General features: G+C 73.5%; 17 protein-coding genes. 8 read left to right on the top strand and 9 right to left on the bottom strand.

Annotation, left to right across the window (positions count from 1 at the left end; all coding sequences use genetic code 11):
* Positions 1 to 16 precede the first annotated feature (16 nt).
* Positions 17 to 583, bottom strand: a complete 567-nt coding sequence (locus CLV35_RS05620; protein ID WP_121192499.1) for a GNAT family N-acetyltransferase — start codon at positions 581 to 583, stop codon at positions 17 to 19.
* Positions 584 to 622: 39 nt separating this feature from the next.
* Between CLV35_RS05620 and CLV35_RS05615 the strand changes: the two genes are divergently transcribed.
* Positions 623 to 1,156, top strand: coding sequence for a GrpB family protein (locus CLV35_RS05615; protein WP_121192498.1), 534 nt, complete (start codon positions 623 to 625; stop codon positions 1,154 to 1,156).
* A gap of 1 nt (position 1,157) precedes the next feature.
* Here CLV35_RS05615 and CLV35_RS05610 read toward each other — a convergent pair whose 3' ends face one another.
* From CLV35_RS05610 to CLV35_RS05600, 3 genes are all read right to left on the bottom strand, one after another.
* The gene (locus CLV35_RS05610; RefSeq protein WP_121192497.1) at positions 1,158 to 1,736 is read right to left on the bottom strand and encodes a hemerythrin domain-containing protein; all 579 of its coding nucleotides are present in this window, start codon (positions 1,734 to 1,736) and stop codon (positions 1,158 to 1,160) included.
* A 107-nt stretch (positions 1,737 to 1,843) separates the two neighbouring features.
* Positions 1,844 to 2,719: an NAD-dependent epimerase/dehydratase family protein gene (locus CLV35_RS05605; RefSeq protein WP_121192496.1), complete on the bottom strand. Its 876-nt coding sequence runs from the start codon at positions 2,717 to 2,719 to the stop codon at positions 1,844 to 1,846.
* A gap of 128 nt (positions 2,720 to 2,847) precedes the next feature.
* On the bottom strand, positions 2,848 to 3,282 hold the full coding sequence (locus CLV35_RS05600; protein ID WP_121192495.1) for a VOC family protein: 435 nt from the start codon (positions 3,280 to 3,282) through the stop codon (positions 2,848 to 2,850).
* Positions 3,283 to 3,404: 122 nt separating this feature from the next.
* Here CLV35_RS05600 and recC point away from each other — a divergent pair, with 122 nt between their 5' ends.
* The 4 genes from recC (at position 3,405) to CLV35_RS05580 (ending at position 15,624) form a co-directional block, all read left to right on the top strand.
* Positions 3,405 to 6,776 (top strand): exodeoxyribonuclease V subunit gamma, encoded by a 3,372-nt coding sequence (gene recC, locus CLV35_RS05595; protein ID WP_121192494.1) that lies wholly within the window; start codon positions 3,405 to 3,407, stop codon positions 6,774 to 6,776.
* Positions 6,773 to 10,162 carry a UvrD-helicase domain-containing protein gene (locus tag CLV35_RS05590; protein ID WP_121192493.1) on the top strand — a complete coding sequence of 1,130 codons (3,390 nt, stop codon included), beginning with the start codon at positions 6,773 to 6,775 and terminating at the stop codon, positions 10,160 to 10,162. The genes recC and CLV35_RS05590 overlap by 4 nt, the downstream gene beginning before the upstream one ends.
* Entirely contained in the window at positions 10,159 to 12,060 is a 1,902-nt protein-coding gene (gene recD, locus CLV35_RS05585; RefSeq protein ID WP_121192959.1) for an exodeoxyribonuclease V subunit alpha, read from the top strand. The genes CLV35_RS05590 and recD overlap by 4 nt, the downstream gene beginning before the upstream one ends.
* Before the next feature lie 180 nt (positions 12,061 to 12,240).
* Positions 12,241 to 15,624 (top strand): M36 family metallopeptidase, encoded by a 3,384-nt coding sequence (locus tag CLV35_RS05580; RefSeq protein ID WP_183061747.1) that lies wholly within the window; start codon positions 12,241 to 12,243, stop codon positions 15,622 to 15,624.
* 82 nt (positions 15,625 to 15,706) lie between these two features.
* Here CLV35_RS05580 and CLV35_RS05575 read toward each other — a convergent pair whose 3' ends face one another.
* The gene (locus tag CLV35_RS05575) at positions 15,707 to 16,069 is read right to left on the bottom strand and encodes a DUF3140 domain-containing protein (RefSeq protein WP_121192491.1); all 363 of its coding nucleotides are present in this window, start codon (positions 16,067 to 16,069) and stop codon (positions 15,707 to 15,709) included.
* 76 nt (positions 16,070 to 16,145) lie between these two features.
* Here CLV35_RS05575 and CLV35_RS05570 point away from each other — a divergent pair, with 76 nt between their 5' ends.
* Both CLV35_RS05570 and CLV35_RS05565 read left to right on the top strand, forming a co-directional pair.
* Positions 16,146 to 17,549: a right-handed parallel beta-helix repeat-containing protein gene (locus CLV35_RS05570; RefSeq protein ID WP_121192490.1), complete on the top strand. Its 1,404-nt coding sequence runs from the start codon at positions 16,146 to 16,148 to the stop codon at positions 17,547 to 17,549.
* Positions 17,550 to 17,669: 120 nt separating this feature from the next.
* Positions 17,670 to 18,050 carry a hypothetical protein gene (locus CLV35_RS05565; RefSeq protein ID WP_121192489.1) on the top strand — a complete coding sequence of 127 codons (381 nt, stop codon included), beginning with the start codon at positions 17,670 to 17,672 and terminating at the stop codon, positions 18,048 to 18,050.
* A 107-nt stretch (positions 18,051 to 18,157) separates the two neighbouring features.
* On the opposite strand, the gene CLV35_RS05560 is transcribed toward CLV35_RS05565, so the two are convergent.
* From CLV35_RS05560 to CLV35_RS05550, 3 genes are all read right to left on the bottom strand, one after another.
* Positions 18,158 to 20,995 (bottom strand): vitamin B12-dependent ribonucleotide reductase, encoded by a 2,838-nt coding sequence (locus CLV35_RS05560; RefSeq protein WP_121192488.1) that lies wholly within the window; start codon positions 20,993 to 20,995, stop codon positions 18,158 to 18,160.
* 170 nt (positions 20,996 to 21,165) lie between these two features.
* Positions 21,166 to 21,648, bottom strand: coding sequence for a transcriptional regulator NrdR (nrdR, locus tag CLV35_RS05555; RefSeq protein ID WP_121192487.1), 483 nt, complete (start codon positions 21,646 to 21,648; stop codon positions 21,166 to 21,168).
* A 333-nt stretch (positions 21,649 to 21,981) separates the two neighbouring features.
* Complete coding sequence (locus tag CLV35_RS05550; protein ID WP_121192486.1) at positions 21,982 to 22,344, bottom strand: LysM peptidoglycan-binding domain-containing protein; 363 nt, start codon at positions 22,342 to 22,344, stop codon at positions 21,982 to 21,984.
* 241 nt (positions 22,345 to 22,585) lie between these two features.
* On the opposite strand from CLV35_RS05550, the gene lexA reads away from it, so the two are divergent.
* The gene (gene lexA / locus CLV35_RS05545; RefSeq protein WP_407938186.1) at positions 22,586 to 23,287 is read left to right on the top strand and encodes a transcriptional repressor LexA; all 702 of its coding nucleotides are present in this window, start codon (positions 22,586 to 22,588) and stop codon (positions 23,285 to 23,287) included.
* Between the two features lie 115 nt (positions 23,288 to 23,402).
* Here the strand turns inward: lexA and CLV35_RS05540 are convergent, their stop codons facing one another.
* Complete coding sequence (locus CLV35_RS05540; RefSeq protein WP_121192958.1) at positions 23,403 to 23,603, bottom strand: cold-shock protein; 201 nt, start codon at positions 23,601 to 23,603, stop codon at positions 23,403 to 23,405.
* Positions 23,604 to 23,730 lie beyond the last annotated feature (127 nt).

Here is a 23,730-nt window from a genome sequence, read left to right as displayed (position 1 = left end):
GCTGAACCGTCCCAGGCTACGTGGCCGCGGGTACGTGCTCCCGCCACTCGGAGGCCAGCAGGCCGAAGCGCAGCTCGTCGACGCAGGCCCCCAGGACGTAGGCCGACTCGCGGTCGGTGCCCTCGTGCACGAAGCCCGCGGCCAGCGCGGCCCGCTGCATCGGCACGTTGCTGCCCAGTGTCTCGAGCGAGAGCCGGTGCAGGTGGCGGATGCGGAAGGCGTAGAAGCCCAGCAGTCGCAGCACCTCCGTGCTCAGCCCCTCGCCGCGCGCGCTGCGGCTCAGGGCGATGCCGATGTGGGCGGTGCCCTGGTGCTCGTTGAGCCCCCACAGCCCGGAGTCGCCGACCCAGGCCAGCTCGGGGTCGCCCGCCCGGCAGATCGTGAACCAGACGTGGGCGGGGTCGGGCTCGCCGCTGCTGCCCGCGCGGTCGTAGCGGGCGAGCGCCTGCTCCAGCGTCCGCGGGCGCCAGGCGGTGTCGTCGGCGACCGCGTGCAGGGCCCAGTCGTTGCCCTGCTCGGCGAACCGCGCCTCCACGTCTTCGCGACGGAACTCCCGCAGCACCATCCGCTCACCCCGCAGCATGCCGGTCAGGCTAGCGACGCGCTGGCTATCGTGCTGCGGATGAGCGACTGGCCCGTGTGGGCGACCGAGGACGTGCACGTGGTGCCGGCGGACCCGGCGTGGGCGCAGCTCGGGGAGGCGCTGCGTACGCGGCTCGACGTCCTGCTCGCCCCGTGGCTCACCGCGCCGGTCGAGCACGTCGGCTCCACGTCGGTGCCCGGGCTCGACGCCAAGCCGGTGCTCGACGTGCAGGCGCAGGTCCGCGACCTCGCCTGCGCGGAGGAGCTCGCGGACGTGCTGGCGCCGGAGGGCTGGAACTACGTGCCGCCGGAGCTCGACGAGCGAGCCTGGCGGCGCTTCTACGTGCTGGTGCGCGACGACCGGCGCGCCGCGCACCTGCACGTGATGACCGCAGGCACGCCGCGCTGGCACGAGCAGGTCGAGTTCCGCGACCGGCTGCGCGCCGACCCCGACCTGCGCGACGCCTACGCCACGCTCAAGCGGCACCTCGCCGCACGGCACGCGAGCGACCGCGAGGCATACACCGAGGGCAAGGCCGGGTTCGTGCGTGCCGTGCTCGACGGGAGCGCGTGAGCTAGAGCTGCTCCTCGTGCTGGTTGCGGCCGGTGAGCTTGTCGCGCAGCCGGTCGACGAACCCGACGCCCGGGCCGACGAGCTTGTGGAAGACCGCGTTGTTGGGCGCGAGCGGGTGCGGCCGGGTCGGCGCGGCCTCCTTGGCTGCGACGACCTTCTCGCCCATCTCGACCAGCTCGGCGGCCGGGATGTTCGCACGCAGCTTCGGGAACTGGTCGGACTCCTCGTCGTCGACGTGGTCGCGCAGGATCTCCTCCAGCTCGCCGAGGTGCTCGAGGAACTCGGTGCTGCCCGAGTCGTCGCCCTCGAGCTTCTTCATCGTGGCCTCGAGCTCCTTGTGCTCCTTGGTGTCGTGCTCCACGGCCTCGGCACCGTCGGGCAGGTGCTTCTTCATCGCCGGGTAGACGTACATCTCCTCGGCGACCGCGTGGCGCACCAGCTCGGCGATCAGCGTGTCGGTGAGGTCGCGCTTCTCCTCGCCGTCCTGGGCGACCTTGATGCCGGCGACCAGGGTCAGGAACTCGCGGTGGTCCTCGGTGAGGATGTCGATGACGTCGCGCTGGACTGTCGACTCGGTCATGTGCTGCCTCCTGCGGTGCGGGTGTCACCGCGCCCGGTACCCAGGTGGCGGCGGGTCAACCGAGCGCGCCGCGCCGGCGCACCCGCGACCGCGGGAGGCGCCGCTCGCTAGGAGGCGTAGGAGCCCGAGGCGAGCTCGTCGACGAGCGAGGGGCCGGCGGGGGTCCAGCCGAGCGCCTTCGACTTGGCGGCCGAGGTCTGCTGGTCGAGGAGCAGGGCGTCGGCGAACGCGGCGCCGAGCCGCTCGCGGCTCGCCTCGACCGGCTCCGCCACCACGGCGCCGGACAGCCCGCGCCCGCGCGCGGCCGCCTCGCCGAGCTCGCGGACCGTCGGGTTTTGGCCGCTGGCGCCGATGTAGTAGTCGCCGGCGGCGCCGTCCTCGAGCACCCGGACGTAGAGCTCGCCGAGGTCGTCCGAGTGCACGGTCGTCCAGTGCTGCGAGCCGTCGCCGACCAGCGTCAGGGCGCCGTCGACGACCGGGCCCTGCACGAGCACCTGCGGGATCCCGGTGCCGTAGCCGTAGACGATGCCGGGCGCGACCACGGTGCCGCGCGCGCCGTCGATGGTCAGCGCGACCTTCTCGACGTCGGCGCGCCACGCGGTGATCTGCGGTGCGTCGAAGGGCTGGTCCTCGCGGACGTCGGCGCCCTGGCCCCAGACCCACGCGCCGCCGGTGTGGACGTAGGGCTTGCCGGTGCCGGCGAACGCCTCGGCGGCCGCCGAGGCCACGCCGCGGTCGAACGCCACCGCGTCGCCCTCGCCGGTCGTCGCGGCGTGGACGGCGCCGTCGACCTGCCGGAGCTGGCCCGTCAGCCAGGCGACGTCGGTGATGTCGCCGAGCAGGGGCGTCGCGCCCGCCTGGGCGACCGTCGCGGCGGAGGCGTCGCTGCGTACGAGTGCGGTGACCTCGTGGCCGTGCGCCACGAGCGCCTTCAGCACGCCGCGACCGACCAGACCTGTGCCACCGGTGAGCAGGACCTTCATGGGGGACGTTCCTCTCGTTGAGACCGACTGCTGCTGACAACCGGCGGAGCCCTCCACTTCTGCCCGCCCGCACCGCCAGGATCGGGCCAACGACCCGGCGGCCGCGGGCCACCGGCCCGGCGCCGGGGTCAGCGGGAGACGCAGAACTCGTTGCCCTGCGGGTCCTGCATGGTCACCCAGACGCTCGGGCCCTGGCGGCCGTCGTGGAGGCGGGTGGCGCCGCGCGCGACCAGCCCTCCGACCACGGCCTCGACGTCGTCCTCGCCGGTGCGCAGGTCGAGGTGGAGCCGGTTCTTGACCACCTTGTCCTCGGGCACCAGCTGGAAGAGGACACGCGGCGCCCCGGGCAGCCCCTCGGGGTGCCGGAGCGCCGCGCCCGCGCGCCACACCAGCACGCCGCGGTGCCGGGTCGTGTCCTCGGCGGAGGCGTGCCCTGCGCCGACCATCCGCTCGATGAACTGCTCGTCGCTCGGCTCGACCTCCCACCCGAGGGTCTCGGCCCACCAGTCGGCGAGGTCGTGGGGCGCGGTGGAGTCGACGGTGAGCTGGAAGGAGTACGTCATGGTCCGGACGCTAGACCGGATCACTGACGAGGTCGCCCGTCCACAGCCGGGCCGCGGCCCGGACGACGCTGTCGGTGGCGCGAAGTACTGTGCGGCGCAGTCCAGACCAGGGGGTCCGCAGCGTGCTCGTCGTCCACCGTGCCGCCGGAGGCACCGCGCTCGCGGGCGCCCTCGCCGAGGTCCTAGCCGCGCCGCTCGAGGACCCCTTCGCCAGCGAGGTCGTCGCCGTGCCGGCCAAGGGCGTCGAGCGGTGGCTGGCGCAGCGGCTGTCGCACGTCCTCGGCGCGCCGGGCGGCGACGGCGTGTGCGCCAACGTGCTGTTCCCCTCCCCCGCGCGCCTGCTCGACGAGGTGCTGCAGGCCGCCTCGGCCGAGCACGTCGAGGCCGTCGAGCGGTGGTCGCCGCGGCGCTCGGCGTGGGCGCTGCTCGACGTCGTCGACGCCTGCTCCGGCGAGCCGTGGTGCCGCACGCTCGCGCAGCACCTCGGCTCCGGCAGCACCGACCGCGGCAGGCGGGTGGTGGTGGTGCAGCGCCTGGCGCGGCTGTTCGACGACTACGCCCAGTCCCGGCCCCAGATGCTGCGCGCCTGGGCGCAGGGCCGGGACGAGCGGGGTGACGGGCTCGCCCTCGACGCCGACCTGCACTGGCAGCCCGAGCTCTGGCGCCGGCTGCGCGCCCACCTGGCCGTCCCGTCGCCCGCCGAGCTGCTCGACGACGCCTGCGCGAGGCTGGTGGCCGACCCGTCGCTCAGCGACCTGCCCGCCCGCGTCTCCCTCTACGGCGCGAGCCGGCTCAGCCCCGCGCGGCTCGCCGTCCTGGACGCCCTCGCGCGCCACCGCGACGTCCACCTGTGGCTGCACCACGCGTCGCCGGCGCTCTGGGCCGCCGGGGCCGCGGGCGACCCGCCCGTCCGGCGCGCCGACGACCGGGCGCGTGCCTCGTTGCGCAACCCGCTGCTGGCCTCGCTCTCGCGCGACCTGCTCGAGCTGCAGCAGCTGCTGCGGCGGGCCTCGCCGGGCGCCCGCGACGAGCTCCACGCCGTCGCACCGCCGCCGCACTCGCTGCTCGGCCGGCTCGTGCACGACCTGGCGACCGACACCGTGCCCGAGGAGCCCGCCGTCCTCGCCGCAGACGACCGCAGCGTCCAGGTTCACGCCTGCCACGGCCGCACGCGCCAGGTCGAGGTGCTGCGCGAGGTCGTGCTCGGGCTGCTCGCCGACGACCCGACCCTCGAGCCGCGCGACGTGCTCGTCATGTGCCCCGACATCGAGACCTTCGCCCCGCTCATCGCCGCGGCCTTCTCGCTCGGCGCCGAGGACGACGCGGCGCACCCGGCGGCGCGGCTGCGCGTCCGGCTGGCCGACCGCGCCCTCCGACAGACCAACCCGCTGTTCTCCGTGCTCGGCCAGCTCCTCGAGCTGGGGGGCGCCCGGGTGACCGCCACGCAGGTCCTCGACCTCGCCGGCAGCGACGCGGTGCGCCGCCGCTTCGGCTTCGACGACGACGAGGTCGAGCGGCTGCGCGCCTGGACGGCCGCAGCAGGCGTGCGCTGGGGCATCGACTCCGAGCACCGCGGCGCCTGGGCGCTGGGCGGGCTCGACCAGGGCACCTGGCGGGTCGGTCTCGACCGGCTGCTGCTGGGTGCGGCGGTGCAGGACTCCACGGGCTGGGGCACGACTACTGGCGGAGGCACCTCCGGGGGCAGCGAGCTGGGCGGCCTCACCCCCCTCGACGACGTGGACAGCGCCGACATCGACCTCGCCGGCCGGTTCGCCGAGCTGCTCGACAGGCTGGAGGCCGCGCTCGAGCTGCTCACCGGCTCCCACCCGGTCGCGGAGTGGATGGCCGGGCTCGAGTCGGCGGTCCTGGGACTCGCGGCCCCCGCGCCGGACGCGGCGTGGCAGGAGCTCGCGCTCCACGGCGAGCTGGCCGACATCGCGCAGGACGCCGCCGGGGCGACCTCCCTGGTCGGACTGGCCGACGTCCGCGCCGCCCTGCAGCGGACGCTGGCCGGGCGGCCCACGCGCGCCAGCTTCCGCACCGGCACGATGACCGTCTGCACGCTGGTGCCGATGCGCTCGGTGCCCCACCGCGTCGTCTGCCTGCTCGGGCTCGACGACGGCGTCTTCCCCCGCCAGACCGTGCGCGACGGCGACGACGTCCTGGCGCGCGACCCGTGGGTGGGCGAGCGCGACCCGCGCAGCGAGGACCGGCAGCTGCTCCTCGACGCGCTGTGCGCCGCCGGCGAGCACCTGGTCGTGACCTACGCCGGCGCCGACGAGCGCACCGGCGCCCCCGTGCCGCCCGCCGTTCCGCTGGGCGAGCTGCTCGACGCGCTCGACCGCACGGCCGTCGGGCTCGACGGCCGGCGTGCCCGCGACGTCGTCACCACCGTCCACCCCCTGCAGCCCTTCGACGAGCGCAACTTCCTGCCTGGGGCGCTGCACCGCCCCGGGCCGTTCAGCTTCGACCCGCTGGCACGGGCCGGCGCGCAGGCGGCGCTGCGCCCGCGCACGGCCACCGCACCGTTCCTGGCCTCCCCGCTGCCGCCCCGACCGCCCGCCGACGTCGAGCTGGCCGACCTGCTGCGCCTGCTCGAGCACCCGGCGCGCGGCTTCCTGCGCCAGCGCCTCGAGGTGGCCGTCACGCGCGAGGAGGAGGAGCCGGCCGACGAGCTGCCGGTCGAGCTCGACGCCCTCGAGGCCTGGGCGGTCGGCGAGCGGATGCTGCGCGACCGGGTGTCGGGGCTGGAGCCCGCACGGTGCAAGCAGCTGGAGCTGCGCCGCGGCGTCCTGCCGCCCGGGCGCCTCGGCGAGGTGCTGGCCACCTCGATCGGGCGCGAGGTCGAGGCCGTGGTCGCCGCGTCGGTGCTCGAGCGGGAGACTCCCCCGGGCAGCATCGACGTCGACGTGCCGCTCGGCGACGGGACGCGGCTCACCGGGACCGTGCCCGGGGTGCGCGCCGAGGTGCTGCTCTCGCTGACCTACTCGCGGCTGGGTCCTCGCCACCGGCTGCGCGCGTGGGTGCAGCTGCTCGCGCTCACCGCCTCCGCGCCGGCCGCCGGCTGGCGGGCGGTGGCGGTGGGCCGGGCCGCCTCCGGCGCCGCGCGCAGCGTGCTCGGTCCCCTCGGCTACGACGACGCCCGGAGCGCCCTGCTCGACCTCGTCGCCCTCCACCGCGACGGCCTGCGGACCCCCCTGCCGCTGCCGCTGAAGACCGCCGCCGCCTACGCCGAGAAGCGCCACCGCGGCATGCGCCCCGAGGCAGCACTGGCGACGGCCGAGCAGAAGTGGCGCGACAGCCGCTTCCCCGGCGAGCAGTCCGACGCCGAGCACGTCCTCGTCTACGGCGCCGGCGCGCCCGTGGCGGCCGTCGTCGGAGCGCAGCCGTGGCACCCGTGGCGGACCACGAGCGGGGAGGCGGGCGCCTTCGGCGAGCTGGCCCGCCGGCTCTGGACCCCGCTGCTCGACGAGGAGACGAGGGTCCGACCGTGAGCGCGCCGAGCACCACCCCCGCCGCAGGCAGCCGGACGGTCCCCCACGGCTTCGACCTGCTCGGCGAGCTCCCGACCGGCACGACGGTCCTCGAGGCCAGCGCCGGCACGGGCAAGACGTTCACCATCGCCGCGCTGGTCGCGCGCTACCTCGCCGAGGGCCGGGCGACCATGGACGAGCTGCTCGTGGTGAGCTTCAGCCGCGAGGCGACCCGCGAGCTGCGTGAGCGCGTGCGCGAGCGACTGGTCAGCACGCGCGACGGCCTCGCCGCGGCCGTCGCCGGCAAGCCGGTCGAGGGCGCCGACGCGGTGCTCGAGCACCTCCTCGACGCTGCACCCGACGAGCTGGCGCGGCGGGCTGCCCGGCTCAGCGACGCGCTGGCCGGCTTCGACTCGGCGACCGTCACCACGACCCACGGCTTCTCCCACCAGGTGCTGGCGGCCCTCGGCACGGCCAGCGACCACGACACCGGCGCCGAGCTGCTCGAGCGGCGCGGCGACCTCGTCGCCGAGGTGGCCGACGACCTGTTCCTGCGCAAGTGGGGACCACCCGGCGCCCCGGCGCCCGAGCTCAGCCGCGAGGAGTTCGGCGAGCTGGCCGCCGCGGTCGTGGAGGACCCGGCCACGCGCCTGCTCCCCGACCCGCGCGTCGGCGGCCTGCCGGGCACCCGGGCACGCATCGCGGCCGCCGTGCGCCAGGAGGTCGACGTCCGCAAGCGCCGGCGCCAGCTGCTCGACTACGACGACATGCTGCTGCGGCTGCGGGCGACCCTCACGGACCCCGCCTCCGGGCCCGACGCCGTGGCACGGCTGCGGGCGCGCTACTCCGTCGTGCTGGTGGACGAGTTCCAGGACACCGACCCCGTGCAGTGGTCGATCCTCTCCGCCGCCTTCCACGACGCCCGCACGCTCGTGCTCATCGGCGACCCGAAGCAGGCGATCTACCGGTTCCGCGGCGCGGACGTGCACGCCTACCTCCAGGCCGTGGAGTCGGCCCGGTCGGTCAGCACGCTGCCCACCAACTGGCGCAGCGACGCCCTGCTCCTCGACGGGCTCTCCGCGGTCTTCTCCGGCGCCGCGCTCGGCGACGAGCGCATCCGGGTGCTGCCCGTGCTCCCCGAGCACCCCGGACGCCTGGTCTCGGTGCCCGACGAGCCGGCCGGACAGCTCCGGCCGCCGGTCCAGCTGCGGGTCGTGCCCCGCGACGGTCGCCCGCTGACGGGCAAGGGCCTCCTCGGCACGGACGACGCCCGCCGGCTCGTGGCCGCAGACCTGGCCGCCGAGGTCGTCGAGCAGCTGGGCACCGCGAGGGTGGCGCCCCGCGACGGCGGGCCGGAGCGGGCCCTGCGCCCGGGCGACATCGCCGTGCTCACCCGCCTCACCCGGGAGGCCCGGCAGGTCGAGGCCGCACTGAGGGAGGCCGGCGTACCCGTCGTCGTCTCCAGCCGCAGCAGCGTGTTCGGCACTCGCGCGGCCGCGGAGTGGCAGCTGCTGCTCGAGGCGATGGAGCAGCCGCACCGCGCCACACGCGTACGCCGCTTCGCCCTCGGCTGCTTCGTCGGCCTCTCGGCCGCCGACCTCGACGGCCCGCGCGCCGCGGAGACCGACGCCCTCGCCCTGCGCCTGCGCGCGTGGGGATCGGTGCTGGCCGAGCGCGGCGTCGCAGCGCTCCTCGAGGCGGTGTCGCTCGCCCAGGACCTCCAGCCGCGCCTGCTCGAGCAGCCCGACGGCGAGCGCCTGCTGACCGACCTGCGCCACGTCGGCGAGGCCCTGCACGAGGCGTCCCTCGACGCCCACCTCGGCCTGGCGGCGCTGCTCCCGTGGCTGCGACGACGCATCACCGAGGCCGGCTCGGAGGAGGCTCGTGAGCGCAGCCGCCGGCTCGAGTCCGACGCGGCAGCGGTGCAGGTGCTCACCGTGCACACGAGCAAGGGGCTCGAGTTCCCGGTGGTCATGGTGCCGTTCGCCTGGAGCCAGTGGTCGCCCGAGGACCCGGCCAGCGTGGTCTTCCACGAGGGCGGCGAGCGCCTGCGCGACGTCGGCGGCCCAGGGTCCCCCGACTGGGCGGCGCACGTCGCGGCCCACCGGCGGGAAGAGGTCGACGACGAGCTGCGACTGGCCTACGTCGCGCTCACGCGCGCGCAGGGCGAGCTGGTGCTGTGGTGGGCCGCGACCGCCAACACGTCGAGCTCGCCGCTGCACCGCCTGCTGATGCACAGCGGTGCCGAGGTCGCGCCCCTCGAGGTCGCCGTGCCCTCCGACGCCGCAGCCGTCGAGGCCTTCGGCTCCCGCGCGGCGGCCAGCGGCGGCGGGCTCGGCGTCGCGACGGTCGCGCCGCGACCGCCGGCCCGGTGGACACCGCCCGAGGCACCCCCTCCGCCGCTGGAGCTCGCCCTCTTCGAGCGCCGGCTCGACGACGGGTGGCGCCGCACCTCCTACAGCGCCCTGACGGCCGCGGCCCACGAGCAGCGGCTCGGCAGCGAGCCCGAGACGCCGCAGACCGAGGACGAGCGCGACCTCGACCAGCCCGCCGTGCCACCCTCCTCGCCGGCGGTGGCCGACGCCCACCTGCGCGACGTCCGCTCGTCGTGGGACGAGCTGCAGGGCGGCACCGGGTTCGGGACCCTCGTCCACGCGGTGCTCGAGCACGCCGACCCCTCCAGCAGCGCGTCGGTGGACGAGACCGTGCGCACGCAGGCGGCGCGCCTGGGGCCGGGGACAGACGTGCCCGCGCTCGTCCGGGCGCTGCAGCAGGCGCTCGACACCCCGCTCGGGCCGCTCGCCGACGGGCTGGCCCTGAGCCGGCTGGCGCTGGGAGACCGGCTGCCGGAGCTCGACTTCGAGCTGCCGCTGAGCGGCGGCGACTCCCCCGCACCGGCGCGCGTCGTGCTGGCCGACCTGGTGCCGCTGTGGCGGCAGCACTGCGCCGGCGACCCGCTGGCCGACTACGCCGACGCGCTGGCGCGGCTGGAGCCCGCTCCCCTGCGCGGCTACCTCACCGGCAGCATCGACGCCGTGCTGCGCGTAGGGCCGGCGCAGAGCCGTCGCTACGTCGTCGTCGACTACAAGACCAACCGCCTCGGCAGCCGAGATGAGCCGCTGACGGCCTGGCACTACCGCACGGAGGCGATGCACGACGCCATGGTGGAGGCGCACTACCCGTTGCAGGCACTGCTCTACGAGGTCGCCCTGCACCGCTACCTCCGCTGGCGGGTGGCGGACTACGACCCCGCTCGCCACCTGGGCGGTGCGCTCTACCTGTTCCTGCGCGGCATGAGCGGACCCGGCGTGACCGCGGCCGACGGCAGCGCGCCCGGGGTGTTCGCGTGGCAGGCACCGGCGTCGCTGGTCGTGGCGACCTCCGAGCTGCTGGCGGGTGCCCGGTGAACGACGCCTACGCCGCCACGCTGGCCCTGCGCGCGACCGGTGTGCTGGCGGACTTCAACCGGGCCGGCGTGCTCTCGGCTGCTGACGTCCACGTCGCCCGACGGCTCGGCGCCCTCGGCGGCGAGCCCGACGAGCAGGTGCTGCTGGCAGTGGCCCTGACGGTGCGCTCCACCCGCCACGGGTCCGTGGTCCTCGACCTCGACACCGCCGAGCAGACGACCAGTCCCGACGCCGACGTCGACGAGGCGGCGCCGACCGCCCCGCTGACGTGGCCGACCGACTGGGCGCAGCGGTGCGCGGCGAGCCCGCTGGTCGGCGGGCCGGTCCAGCTGCGCGGCTCGCGGATGTGGCTGACGCGCTACTGGGAGCAGGAGGAGCAGGTCGCCGACGAGCTGCTGGCGCGCACGGCCCGGCTGCCGGTCGACCTCGACCCCGCGCGCCTCTCGGCGAGCCTGCTGCGGCTCTTCCCGGACCCCGGCGACGCCGACCAGCGCACGGCGGCAGCCGTGTGCGCCCTCTCGCGCGTCAGCGTCCTCGCCGGCGGTCCCGGCACCGGCAAGACCACCACGGTCTCGCGGCTGCTCGCGCTGCTGCGCGAGCAGCACCCGCACCTGCGGGTGGCCCTCGCCGCCCCGACCGGCAAGGCGGCCGCCCGGCTCGAGGAGGCGGTCCGCTCGTCGACCCGCGCCTTGGCACCGTCCGACGCGGCGCTCGTCGGCGACCTGGCGGCCACCACGCTGCACCGCCTGCTGGGCTGGCGGCCGGACGCGCGCAGCCGCTTCCGCCACGACGCGTCGAACCGCTTGCCGGCCGACGTGGTCGTCGTCGACGAGGCCTCGATGGTGCCGCTGACGATGATGGCGCGCCTGCTGGAGGCGCTGCGCCCCTCGGCGCGGCTCGTGCTCGTCGGCGACCCCGACCAGCTGGCCTCCGTCGAGGCCGGCGCGGTGCTGGGCGACCTGGTCGACGGCGCGCGCCAGCCGGCGCGCACGGCCCGGATGGCCGCAGCGCTGGAGCAGGTCCTGCCCCCGGCAGCGACAGCGACCGCGATCGCGACCGCCGCCGAGGCGACCGGAGCACCCGACACCCCGCACGCCCGCCTGCGCGACGGCATCGCGCTGCTCGCCACCAACCGCCGGTTCTCCTCGGGCGGCGCCATCGCCGAGCTGGCCGAGGCGGTCCAACGGGGGGACGCCGAGAAGGCGCTCGGCGTGCTGCGGTCTCGCGATCGTGACGTCGTGTTCGAGGAGGTCGGCGACGACTCACCGCTCACCGAGGACCACCTGCGCGGCCTGCGGTCCGACGTCGTGACGGCCGGACTCGCCCTGGAGAGAGCCGCTGCGGAAGGACGCGCCGCTGATGCTCTCGACGCCCTCGAGCGGCACCGGGTGCTGTGCGCCCACCGCACCGGCCCGCGCGGCGTGCAGCACTGGAGCTCCCTGGCCGCTCGCTGGGTCGCCGAGGCCTCGGGCCGCGACCTCTACGCCGTCGGTCACCGCGCCGGAGAACCCCTGCTGGTGACGGAGAACGACTACGAGGTCGGGCTCTACAACGGCGACACCGGTGCGGTCGTCTCCACACCGAGCGGGCTCGTCGCGGTGTTCGGGCGCGGCGGCGAGCCGGTCACCGTCCCGCTCGCCCGCCTCGGGTCAGCCCGACCGCTGCACGCGATGACCGTGCACCGCAGCCAGGGCAGCCAGTTCGACCGCGTCAGCATCGTGCTGCCCGCCGCGGGATCGCCGCTGGCGACGCGCGAGACGCTCTACACCGCGGTCACGAGGGCGACCAGCGGCGTACGCGTCATCGGCTCCGCCGCTGCAGTGGCCGAGGCCGTCGACCGTCCGGCGGCCCGCGCCACCGGACTGCGCGAACGCCTCGCGAGCGCCCAGAACGCCTGAAGCGCCGCAACTCGGGCGATCCGGGGTGTGGTCAGCACGAGTCCCCCGAGGCGTTGAGGTGGTGCTACCTGGCCTGTTCGCGTCCGGGTGGTGACACGGCGAACTCGACGTATCAATCTTCACCGCAAGACCTCACCTAGGAGGCCGACAGCACGATCCGACGACAAGAGAGCAGGGACAGTGAAGCGCATCCTCAGTGCGGGCGTGGTCGCGGCGGTAGCCGCGCTCGCCCTGCCGGCGGAGGCCTCCGCGGTGACGACCACGACACCACCCGCGAACGCCTCACCCAAGACCTCCAGCATCCCTCCGGCCGCCGCGGCCAACACCGGCACTGCCGCTGCACCGCTGGCCGGTGTGGCCAGCGCCGCGGCCGCGCTGCGCAGCGAGCTCGGCCCGCAGGGGGTCGTGTCCATCGATCCCAAGAGCGGCGCACCACGGCTCGTGGCGCGGCTCGACGGCTTCCTCACCGACCCCTCCAGCGCACCGGCCGACTCGGTCGCGCGCGGCTACCTGCGCGCCCACACCGCGCTCTTCGGCACCGACAAGGCGACGGTCGAGGGTCTCGCGCAGACCCGCGACTACGTCGACGTCGACGGCACGCACCACCTCTCGTTCGCCCCGCGCGTCGAAGGCCTGCCCGTCTTCGGCGGCGGCGTCACCGTCAACGTCAGCAAGAGCGGCCAGGTCGTCAACGTGGTCGGGTCACCGCGTACCTCCACCAGCTACACCTCCGACACCCCGCGCCTGAGCGCGGCGCAGGCGGTCAACCGCGCGCTGCGCGACGGCGGCTCGAACCGCACCGTCACGGAGCACGCGCCGACGCTGGCGGGGCCGCAGCGTACGACCCGGTTCGGTGACAAGACCCTCGACTCCGCAGGGCTCACGTGGTTCGACACCGGCTCGGGCCTGCGCCTGTCGTGGCGCACCGTCGCCGAGGTCGACTCGACCCACGTCTACCAGTCGGTCGTCGACGCGCAGACCGGCGCGGTGCTCTCCAAGACCAACACGGTCGTCTCGGCGGGCAAGGGCAGCCACTGGTACTACCTGCCCGACTACTTCAGCGCCGACTTCCCGCTCAACCACGGCGGGCTCAGCGGCCCGGACGGCCACCAGCCGGCGACCGAGGACTTCGTCGGCCGCGGCTGGATCGCGCCGGGCACGAACACGCTCAACGGCAACAACGCCCACACCTACCAGGACCCGAACGACGACAACGCAGCCGACGCCTCGGACGAGATCCACGCCAACGGCTCGGGCGACTTCAGCTTTCCCTTCCAGCCGGTCGGCAGCTGCGCGTCCGCGAGCCCCTGCTCGTGGCAGTCGTGGACGCCGAACTCCTGGCAGACCAACCTGAAGCAGAACGCCACGCAGGTGTTCTGGTACATCAACCAGTTCCACGACCACCTCGCCGAGGCGCCCATCGGCTTCACCGCGGCAGCCGGCAACTTCCAGGCCGACGGCGGCGACGCAGTGCAGGCGCAGGTCTTCGACGGCGCCAACACCGGCGGTGGGCTGCCTGACTCCAACCACCAGAACAACGCCAACATGGGCACCGGCCCCGACGGCACTCCGCCGCGGATGCAGATGTACCTCTTCACCGGCAGCGACTTCGTCGACAGCAACGGCGGCGACGACGCGTCGATCATCTACCACGAGTACACCCACGGCCTGTCCCACCGGCTCGTGCTCGACCCCAACGGCATCCCCGCGCTCTACGGCGGCCAGGCCAATGCGATGGGCGAGGCATGGTCTGACTGGTATGCCATGGACTACATCATCAAGGACTGCACGGAGCTGCACCCGTCGCGCACGGACTGCTGGGACGCCGACAGCGCTCCCAACCAGCCGGGCAACGCCGACGTGTGGCTCGCGCAGGGCGTCTCGGGCGGGTCGGCGCACGCCATCCGCACCCAGCCGCTGGACTGCCTGCCCGGTGACAGCAGCGACCACAGCACCTGCACCGGTGGCGGCACGCCGCACTACGGCGGCTACACCTACGCCGACTACGGCCACGTGACCAGCGGGCCCGAGGTCCACGCCGACGGCGAGATCTGGGCCGAGACCCTGTGGCAGCTGCGCCAGGCCATCGGTCCGCAGGACTACAAGGTGACCGAGGACCTCGTCACCCGTGCCATGGAGCTCTCGCCGACCGACCCGTCGTTCCTCGACGAGCGCGACGCGATCCTCCTCGCCGACCAAGTGCGCTTCGGTGGTGCCCACGTGCCGACCATCTGGAGCGTCTTCGCCAACCGTGGCATGGGATGGTCCGCATCGACCAGCGGTGCCTCCGACACGCACCCCGTGGCCGCGACCGACCTGCCGCCCACCACGACCGGTGCTATCACCGGCTCGGTTGTCGGCGCCTCCGGCGGTCCCGTCGCCGGTGCGACGGTGAGCATCGCCGGCCACACCCACCTGCAGGCCACGACCGACGGCGCCGGCAACTACGCCATCGGCGGCGTCCCGGCCGGCAGCTACACCCTGGCCGTGTCCGGTCCCGGCTACGAGCCGGCCGCCACGACCGCCAGCGTCGGGGGCGGCGCGCCCACCGTCGCCCTGACCCGCGACTGGGCCGCCCTGAGCGGCGGCGCCGCTCTCGTCGCGGTCGACGCACCGGACCTCACCCGCCTGTGCTCGGGCGCCGAGCCGCAGGGCGCGTTCGACCTCGACGCGAAGGTCGGGTGGCTCTCCACCAGCTCGACCAGCACCTACGGACCGCAGGGCGCCAAGTCGATCGTCGTCGCCCTCCCCGGCGCGGTCGACGTGAGCGGCTTCGCGATCGACCCGAAGGCCCCCTGCGGCGCCACACCGGGCGCCTCGGTCGGGCAGTTCGCCATCGCCACCTCGACCGACGGCTCGAGCTGGACGCCCGCCGCGAGCGGCGCGCTCTCCGGCAACACCTCGGTCGTGCCGGTCGCGCCGACGGGCGGCACCGCAGGCGTACGGTTCGTGCGCTTCACGATGCTCTCGAGCCAGGCGGCCGACGGCGACGGCACCGACTTCACCGGCGTCGGGGAGGTCTACGTCCACGGCGTGCCGGCCGGCACGGGCACGGCACCTGACCCCGGCACCAGCGGAGGTACGCCGGCGCCCGTCCCGCCGCCCGCTCCGGTCCCGACGCCGACCCCCGTGCCGGCGCCCGTCCCGACGCCGACGCCGGTCCCGACACCCCACGGTGGTGGCGGCACGGTCGTCACGGACCGGGTCCCCCCGAAGGCCGTGCAGCTGCTGGTCGCCAAGCAGACCTTGAAGACGCTGCTCGCCAAGGGTCTCAAGACCACGGTCAGCTGCAACGAGGCCTGCCGCGTCACCGACACCGTGACGATCTCGGCGAAGACGGCGAAGTCGCTGGGGCTCGGCCGCAAGGCCGTCGTCATCGGCACCGGCAAGGCGACGCTGACCCGCAAGGGCCGGGTCGTCATGACCGTCAAGCTGACGGCCGCCGGCAAGAAGGCCGTCCGCAAGGTCAAGACGCTGCCGATGGTCTCGACCGTGGTCGCCCGTGACAAGGCGGGCAACGCCAAGAAGACGGTCGTCACGCTGAAGCTCACCCGCAGGTCCTGACCCGGGCGCCGCGCCGTGATCCGGCCGGCTCCCGCACCAGCGAGGCGGGTCGCTCCCCGAAGGAGCGGCCCGCCTCGTCGCGTCAGCCCTTGAGCGGGTCGTGGCCCCAGTTCATCAGGCTCGCGCGCCACCGCGAGTGCTCGACGTCCTCGGCGTGCGGCTTCTGCGCGAGGTGCCGGTGCACGTAGCCGGTCACCTTGCGCATGTGCGCGAGGTCGTCGTCGGTGTAGTCGGCCTTCTTCGTCCCGAGCAGAGCCACGATGCGCCGGCCCGACTCGTGGCCGACGGACTCCTCGCCGCCTGACCCGGACTTGCGCTCGCCGCCGGAGGTGGCGCCGACCTCCTTCGACTCCTCGGTCCCCAGCCAGTGCTCGAGCTCGCCCGCGGTCATGTTGACCGCGTCGTGGAACTCCTCCACCACCGTGTCGGCGTCGTCGTTCGCCATGCGCACTCCTGTGCATTTCTTGTCGGCCTCCGGAACCCGGTGCCACCATGCCGCCACCGAATGAGAGGTGGAAGGCATGACGATCCGGTCGGTCACAGCAGTCCTGGGTGCGGGTGTCCTGGCGGTCACGGGCATGGTCGCTGCGGCTCCGGCCTCCGCGGCGGCTCCGCGGACGTTGGTCGTCTCCCCCACCGGCGCCGACACGAACCCTGGTACGCCGTCGGCCCCCCTGCGTACGATCCAGACCGCGGTCGACCGGCTGCGCACCGGCGGCACGGTCGCGCTGCGCGGCGGCGTCTACCGCCAGCGCGTGCGGATGGACGGCGTACGCGGTCTGACCCTCGCGCCCTACCGGCTCGAGCACCCGGTGCTCTCGGGAGCAGGGCTCGAGCCTGCCGCGGGCATCAGCGGGCTGCTCGAGGTCCGGAACAGCACGAAGGTCACCATCACGCGGCTCGACGTCACCGCGTACCGGAGCACGAAGCTCGGCGTGACGCCCGTCGGCATCTACGTGCACCGGCACGACAGCCGCGTCAGCGTCCTGGCCAACCACGTGCACGACCTCGGCAACGACGCCGACGAGCTGGGCAGCTTCGACTTCGGCGCGCACGGCATCGCGGCCTACGGCGACGACGCGCAGGCCTCGATCACCGGTCTGACGATCGGTGGCAACACCGTGGACAACCTGCACCTGGGCGCCAGCGAGTCGGTGGTCGTGAACGGCAACGTGGACGGCTGGTCGGTCGTCGGCAACGACATCCACGACAACGACAACATCGGCATCGACGCGATCGGGTTCGAGCCGACGCTGTCGGGCGCCTACCGCTACTCCGAGCGCAATCGCGCGCGCAACGGCGTCATCGCGGCCAACGTCATCAGCCGCATCCGCTCCCGCGGCAACGCCGCCTACTGGGAGGACGGCTCGTGGTGCAACTGCGCCGACGGCATCTACGTCGACGGCGGCGCGCACATCTCCATCCGCGGCAACAAGGTGACCGACAGTGACATCGGCATCGAGGTGGCGGCGGAGAACCCGCGCGGGGTCGCCGACCACGTCGACGTGTCGCGCAACCTGGTGACGGGCAGTGCCTACGTCGGCATCACGACCGGCGGCTACTGCAACGGTGCCGAGGCCTGTGGCGACACCGAGACCGGCGCCTCGCACGACAACACGTTCACCTACAACGTCCTGCGCGGCAACAACCGTCTGGACGACGGATCGCCTGAGGTGCTGGTGCAGTACCACGCCTACCAGAACACCTTCGCGCACAACACCGTCTCGGCGGCGAACTCCGACGCCGTCGTCTACGGCACCGTCGCGAACTCCGACAGCCACGACAACACCAGCGACTTCAACACCTTCAGCACCCTGGGCGCCGACCGGACCAGCGCGCGGTTCGGGTGGCAGCAGGCGACCTTCACGGGCTTCGACGCCTACCGCTCGGCGACCGGTCAGGACGCGCACTCGACGTTCCGGTAGGCGCGGTCGCTGGTCCCGCTCGCTCGTCCAGCAGGGCGGCGGTCGGTTGCCTCTGCCGGACAGAGTCGGGCATAGTGGCGCACTTCCGGCTCCACGTCAGTGCAGACAGAAGGGTGGACCATGCGCCACGTCTATCGAGCGGCCCTGTGCATCGGCGCGACCGCGCTGATCAGCGTGGGCGTCGCGGGCCCTGCGGCCGCCGACAGCAGCAACACGCTCTACACGATCTGGCCCGACCGCCGCGCGCACGCGTCGTTCACGAGCTACGACGAGATCTTCAAGGTCAGCGACGACGAGGGCGACGGCGCATCGGCGATCGTCTACTGGAACTACACCGGCGGGGCGACGCACACCTGCACGAACTCGAAGGGCGCAGGCACCACCAAGACCTGCGACCTCGACCTGCCCGAGAACCGCACGATCCACTGGCAGCTGTGCACCCAGAGCCTGAGCGGCGGCGGCGCCGTCTACTGCTCGAAGGAGCGCACCGACACGACCTGAGCCGGCTCCGGCTCGGTGCACGGACGAGGGGCTGGACCCGGTCGGGTCCAGCCCCTCGTGCATGCAGAGCGGGTCCCCGGGACGGCGGTGCCGCCCCGGGGCAGAGGTCAGCTGCAGCCGCTGGTGCTGCCGCAGCCCTCGCACACGTAGCAGGAGCCGGCGGGGCGCATCTTGGTGCCGCAGCTCATGCAGAGCGGAGCGTCGGCGGTGCGGCCGAACTGCGCCTCCATCAGCTCGGCGCTCGAGTGCACCTGCACCGGAGCCGGCTGGACGGCCTTGGGGGCCGGCGTGACCGGAGCGGACTGGGCGTAGGTCTCGAGCTCGTCCTCGAGGTCGTCGGCCGAGGACGCCGCCTCGTAGGAGCCGGTCTCGAGCTGGCGGGCCCGCTCCTCGGCGGTGTAGATGCCGAGCTCGGCCCGGGTCTCGAACGGCAGGTAGTCGAGGGCCAGGCGGCGGAAGATGTAGTCCATGATCGACTGCGACATCCGCACGTCGGGGTCGTCGGTGAGCCCCGCCGGCTCGAAGCGCAGGTTGGTGAACTTCTCGACGAAGGTCTCGAGAGGTACGCCGTACTGCAGGCCGATCGACACCGCGATCGAGAAGGCGTCCATCACGCCGGCCAGGGTCGAGCCCTGCTTGCCCAGCTTGAGGAACACCTCGCCGAGGCCGTCGTCGGGGTAGGAGCCGGCCGTCATGTAGCCCTCGGCGCCGGCGACCCGGAACGAGGTCGTCATGGACGGGCGCGACTTCGGCAGGCGCTTGCGGGTCGGGCGGTACTCGATGACCGGCGCGGGCGCGGCCTCGACCGGAGCGGCCTTCGCCTTGGCCTTCCCGTCGGAGAGCGGCTGGCCGACCTTGCAGTTGTCGCGGTAGATCGCGAGCGCCTTGAGGCCCATCTTCCAGCCCTGGAAGTAGACGTCCTCGATCTCCTCGACCGTGGCGGTCTCGGGCATGTTGACGGTCTTCGAGATGGCGCCCGACAGGAACGGCTGGACGGCCGCCATCATGCGCACGTGGCCCATGGGCGCGATGGCCCGCTCGCCGATGGCGCAGTCGAAGATCTCGTAGTGCTCGCGCTTGAGCCCGGGGGCGTCGACGACGTGGCCGTGCTCGGCGATGTACTCGACGACCGCCTCGATGGTCTCCTGCGTGTAGCCGAGCTTGCCGAGGGCGCGCGGCACCGTCTGGTTGACGATCTGCATCGAGCCGCCGCCGACGAGCTTCTTGAACTTGACGAGCGAGAAGTCGGGCTCGATGCCGGTGGTGTCGCAGTCCATCATGAAGCCGATGGTGCCGGTGGGCGCGAGGACCGAGGCCTGCGCGTTGCGCCACCCGTTGCGCTCGCCGACCGCGAGGCACTCCTGCCACACCGCGGTCGCGACCGAGTGCACGTCGCGGTCGACCGCGTCGAGGGTGCGGATGGAGTCGTTGGCAGCGGCGTGCTTGCGCATGACCCGCTTGTGGGCGTCGGCGTTGCGGGCGTAGCCCTCGTAGGCCCCGACGATGCCGGCGAGCTCGGCCGAGCGCTTGTAGGCGGTGCCCGTCATCAGCGAGGTGATGGTGGCGGCCAGAGAGTGCCCGCCCGGGGAGTCGTAGCCGTGGCCGGAGGCCATGAGCAGCGAGCCGAGGTTGGCGTAGCCGATGCCGAGCTGGCGGTACTTGCGGGTCGTGTCGCCGATCGCCTCGGTCGGGAAGTCGGCGAAGCAGATGGAGATGTCCATCGCGGTGATGACGAGCTCGACGACCTTCTTGAACGTGACCGCGTCGAAGGTGTTGTCGTCGTTGAGGAACTTCATGAGGTTGAGCGAGGCGAGGTTGCACGAGGAGTTGTCGAGCGACATGTACTCGGAGCACGGGTTCGAGGCGGTGATGCGCCCGGTCTCCGGGTTTGTGTGCCAGTCGTTGATGGTGTCGTCGTACTGGATGCCGGGGTCGGCGCACTCCCAGGCGGCCTGCGCGATCTCGCGCCACAGCTCGCGGGCGTCGACCGTCTCGATGACGCTGCCGTCGGTGCGCGCGCGCAGCCCGAAGCTGGTCGCACCCTCCACAGCGCGCATGAACTCGTCGTTGACGCGGATCGAGTTGTTGGCGTTCTGGTACTGCACGGAGGTGATGTCGGCGCCGCCGAGGTCCATGTCGAAGCCCGCGTCTCGCAGGGCCCGGATCTTGTTCTCCTCCTTGGCCTTCGTCTGCACGAACTCGCGCACGTCGGGGTGGTCGACGTCGAGGACGACCATCTTGGCCGCGCGGCGCGTGGCGCCGCCCGACTTGATGGTGCCGGCGCTGGCGTCGGCGCCGCGCATGAAGGAGACGGGGCCGGAGGCGGTGCCGCCGGAGGAGAGCAGCTCCTTGCTGGAGCGGATGCGCGAGAGGTTGAGCCCCGCGCCGGAGCCGCCCTTGAAGATCAGGCCCTCCTCGCGGTACCAGTTCAGGATCGAGTCCATCGAGTCGTCGACCGACAGGATGAAGCAGGCCGACACCTGCTGGGGCGAGGGCGTGCCGACGTTGAACCACACCGGGGAGTTGAAGGAGAACACCTGGTGCAGCAGGGCCCAGGTGAGCTCGTGCTCGAAGACCTCGGCGTCCTCGTCGGTGGCGAAGTAGCCGAAGTCCTTGCCAGCCTTGGCGTAGGTGAGGACGACCCGGTCGATGAGCTGCTTGAGGCTCCACTCGCGCGCCGGGGTGCCGACGGCGCCGCGGAAGTACTTCGTCGTGACGATCGTCGAGGCGTTGACCGACCAGGAGTCGGGGAACTCGACGCCCTTCTGGTCGAAGATCGTCTCGCCGGTCTTCCAGTTGGTCTGGACGACGTCGCGCCGTTCCCACACCACCTCGTCGTAGGGGTGCACGCCAGGCGTGGTGTAGATGCGCTCCATCGTCAGCCCCGCCCCGGCCCGGCGCTGCCGCTTGACGACCGGCTTGCGCTCGCTCGACGTCTCAGTCACGAGTTGTCCCTCCTAGGACTCCACTACTACCAACGCCCACTGACGACGTGGGCTTCCACGTCGGGGGCTCTGCACGAGCTCGTCGGGCCGGTCGGGCCGGCCCGGGGTGCTGCTGTGCCGCCGAGGCGGCGGCTGCCGTGGTGCCGCTCGTGGCGGCGGGGACAGGTGCGCTAGCCGCTCGACGCCGCGGGCTCGACGCCCAGCGCCTCGTGCTCGGCGCGCAGGAGCGCGATCGCGGCCTCGAAGTCGTCGAGGGACTCGAACGCCCGGTAGACGCTCGCGAAGCGCAGGTAGGCGACCTCGTCGAGCTCCCGGAGCGGCTCGAGGACCGCGAGCCCGACCTCGTGGGCCTCGATCTCGGCGCAGCCCGACGCCCGCACCGTCTCCTCCACCCGCTGGGCGAGAAGGGCGAGCTGGTCCTCGGTGACCGGTCGGCCCTGGCAGGCCTTGCGGACGCCCGAGAGCACCTTGGTGCGGCTGAAGGGCTCGGTGACGCCCGACCGCTTCACGACCGAGACGCTGGCGCTCTCCATGGTGGTGAAGCGACGCCCGCACTCGGGGCACTGGCGCCGCCTCCGGACGCCGGTGCCGTCGTCGAGCGTGCGGCTGTCGACGACCCGCGAGTCGGGGTGCCGGCAGAACGGGCAGTGCACGTCGACGACCTCCGTGGGCGGGACGCCGGGACGTCCTCCGGCCCGGCTGTGCAGAAGGCTGGGGACAACCTCTGGACATCCTGGGGACCACATGTGGAGAACTACACGGCTGTAAGTACTAGATGTAGGGGAACCATAAGCCCCGTCGTTCCAGGGGTGTCAAGGAGGGGCAGCCCCGGCAGCCGTCGCCGCAGGTCGCGCGGCGTGTCGCCGGCGAACGTCCGGGCGTGTCGCCGCTGGAGCCCTCCCGGCAGCCGGTGCGCGACAGCCCTGCCGACCAGCGCTGGGGGCGCTCGACGACAGGGCTGCTGGGCGGGCCCCCGCGGTCCCACCTCAAGCGGCGGGGACCACCAGGAGCTGTCCCGCTCGCACGACGGCGCTCGGCAGGTCGTTGAGGTCCTCGATGCGGGCCACCACGTCGCGCGGGTCGTCGGAGGGGGCGACGCGCTCCGCGATGCCCCAGAGCGTGTCACCCGGCTCCACGGAGACGTAGGCCGTCGCCGGCCCGTCGGAGGAGATCGAGGCCCGGACGCCCTGCGCGCCCCAGCCGAGCGCGAGGAGGGCCGCCAGCGCGCAGACGAGGAGGACGAGCACGCGCCCGCGGCGCGTCAGGCGCACGCGGCTGGCCCGACGAGCCGGAGGCGCGCTCGGCTGGCGCACGAGGGTCAGGTGTCGCTCGAGGGTGGCGCTGCTCATGGGGGCCTCCAGGTGGGTGCGGTCCGTCGTGCTCGAGCGCATGGGCGACTGGCCGAGCGGGAGCGCGGCGACAGGGTGCGGAGGCGCCTCGTGCCGGGGACCGGCGGCTCGTACAGACGTTCGATCGAACACACGTACGTTCTACCACCTCCCACCGACAAAGCAACACGCCGGTCGAACAGGTGTTTGAACAGATGGCCGTGGACCGCTAGCGTCGAGCCCGTGGATCACGCGTGCCGGCGTGGTCGCGACCAGCCGAGGAGGCCCAGTGGGCGTGCGCGAGATCCCTGACGGCCCTGCGGACGCGTCGGGGCTGACCCCCCGGCAGCGCAAGGTGCTCGAGGTGATCCGGGACGCTGTCGAGCGGCGCGGCTACCCCCCCAGCGTGCGCGAGATCGGGGAGTCCGTCGGCCTCACCAGCCCGAGCAGCGTCGCCCACCAGCTGGGCGTCCTGGAGAAGAAGGGCTACCTCCGGCGCGACCCGAACCGCCCGCGGGCCATCGAGGTCCTGCCGCCGGAGGCGCCCGAGGAGACCTACGACCCCACGGCCGAGGACGACGAGCGGCCGGCGCCGAGCTACGTCCCACTCGTGGGCCGCATCGCGGCCGGCGGGCCGATCCTGGCCGAGCAGGCGATCGAGGACGTGTTCCCGCTCCCCCGGCGCCTGGTCGGCGACGGGCAGCTGTTCCTGCTCGAGGTGCGCGGCGACTCGATGGTCGACGCGGCGATCTGCGACGGCGACTGGGTGGTGGTGCGCCAGCAGCCCGTGGCCGACCAGGGCGAGATCGTGGCCGCCATGATCGACGGCGAGGCGACGGTCAAGACCTACCAGCGGCGCGACGGGCACGTCTGGCTTATGCCGCACAACGAGGCCTACGAGCCCATCCTGGGCGACGAAGCGACGATCCTGGGACGGATCGTGGCGGTGCTGCGCAAGGTCTAGCAGGGCAGGTGCGGGCCGGCTCCCTCACGGCGAGCCGGCATGCGCTCCCGCACGCAGACGCACGAACGCCCCGCCGGTCAGTGACCGGCGGGGCGTTCCAAGTCTGGGGAGATCCTCAGACGACGGTGACGTTGACCGCCTGCGGGCCCTTCTGGCCCTGCTCGACGTCGAACTCCACGCGCTGACCCTCGGCGAGGGTCTTGAACCCGTTGCCCTGGATCGCACGGAAGTGCACGAACAGGTCGGGGCCGCCGTCCTGCTCGATAAAGCCGTAACCCTTGTCGTCACGGAACCACTTGACAGTACCCTGAGCCATAACCCAAGCCTTCCTGGCTCTGGCCGCCACGGGGGACCCACCTCTGCTGAGTCCTACGTGCCCGCTTGATCTTTTGCGAGCGCCGTATAGCAGACACGCACGATCCTTTGCGACCGCTGCCGACAGT

It is taken from the genome of Motilibacter peucedani (genome assembly GCF_003634695.1).
Lineage (GTDB): Bacteria > Actinomycetota > Actinomycetes > Motilibacterales > Motilibacteraceae > Motilibacter > Motilibacter peucedani.
This window is presented reverse-complemented; position numbering and strand designations above follow the sequence as displayed.